Origin of the sequence: Staphylococcus sp. MB377 (assembly GCF_001922505.1) — a bacterium.
Taxonomy (GTDB): domain Bacteria; phylum Bacillota; class Bacilli; order Staphylococcales; family Staphylococcaceae; genus Staphylococcus; species Staphylococcus haemolyticus.
Genome location: NZ_MAON01000039.1, coordinates 1 through 1,729, shown reverse-complemented (window position 1 = coordinate 1,729; position 1,729 = coordinate 1). Strand labels below are relative to the sequence as shown.

General features: G+C 42.8%; 1 pseudogene. It reads left to right on the top strand.

Features of this window, described 5'->3' with window-relative positions:
• Positions 1–1,729 (top strand): annotated as a pseudogene (locus tag BB045_RS12190) (YSIRK signal domain/LPXTG anchor domain surface protein); the annotation flags it as partial.

Sequence of the window (1,729 nt, the reverse complement as noted above, 5' to 3'; positions counted from 1 at the left end):
CGAATACTCGTATTGAGTTACTAGATAAAGATAATCATGTCATTGGTTCGGGGACTACAGGTGCTAATGGTCATGCCATTATTACGCCAACTCAACCTATACCGGAAGGTAATGTAACTGCCAAGGCTATAGATAATGCAGAACATCCGAATAGTTCTACATCTGATCCTGTCAAAGCGACGGATACGACACCTCCAACGGAACCTGTTGTGACGAATGATTTAACTGGTAAGGCAACGACTAAAACACCAATTACGGTGACAACGGATCCAAATACTCATGTTGATTTACTTGATAAGGATAACAACGTGATTGGTTCGGGTACGACAGATAGTACTGGTCGAGTTACGATTACACCAACGGTGCCTATTCCTGAAGGTAATGTACGTGCTAAAGCAACGGATAACGCAGAACATCCGAACAGTTCACTTTCTCAACCGAAGAAAGCGACGGATACGACACCTCCAGGTAGCCCAATCGTTAATACTGACTTAACTGGTAAGGCGACAACTAGAACACCTGTTGACGTATCTTCTGATCCGAATACTCGTATTGAGTTACTAGATAAAGATAATCATGTCATTGGTTCGGGGACTACAGGTGCTAATGGTCATGCCATTATTACGCCAACTCAACCTATACCGGAAGGTAATGTAACTGCCAAGGCAACTGATAATGCTGAACATCCAAATAGTTCTACATCTAATCCGGTTAAAGCAACTGATACAACACCACCAACGGTTCCAACACTTGATACTGATTTAGTTGGTAAAGCCGGTACTCAAACACCGATTACGGTGACAACGGATCCGAATACTCATGTTGATTTATTAGACAAAGATGGCAATATTATTGGTTCGGGTACGACGGATGATACAGGGCATGTTACTATCACTCCGACAAAACCTATTCCTGAAGGTAATGTACGTGCTAAAGCAACGGATAACGCAGAACATCCGAACAGTTCACTTTCTCAACCGAAGAAAGCGACGGATACGACACCTCCAGGTAGCCCAATCGTTAATACTGATTTAACTGGAAAGGCAACGACTAGAACTCCAGTTGATGTGTCTTCTGATCCGAATACTCGTATCGAGTTACTAGATAAAGATAATCATGTTATTGGTTCGGGGACTACAGGTGCTAATGGTCATGCCATTATTACGCCAACTCAACCTATACCGGAAGGTAATGTAACTGCGAAAGCTTACGATAGTGCGGAACACCCAAATGTCTCAACTTCTGCACCTAAAAAAGCAACTGATACTACACCTCCGACGGAACCTGTTGTGACAAATGATTTAACTGGTAAAGCAACGACTAAAACACCGATTACCGTAACGACAGACCCGAATACACGTGTTGAGTTACTTGATAAGGATAACAACGTGATTGGTTCAGGTACTACGGATAGTAATGGTCGAGTTACAATTTCACCAACGGTGCCTATTCCTGAGGGCAATGTCATCGCTAAAGCTTATGACAATGCGGAAGTTCCTAATGTGGCAATTTCTCAACCAAAAAAAGCAACTGATACTACGCCACCAGCTACTCCAACGCTTGATACTGATTTAACTGGTAAAGCCGATACTCAAACACCGATTACGGTGACAACGGATCCGAATACTCATGTTGATTTACTAGACAAAGATGGCAATATTATTGGTTCGGGTACGACGGATGATACAGGGCATGTTACTATCACTCCGACAAAACCTATTCCTGAAGG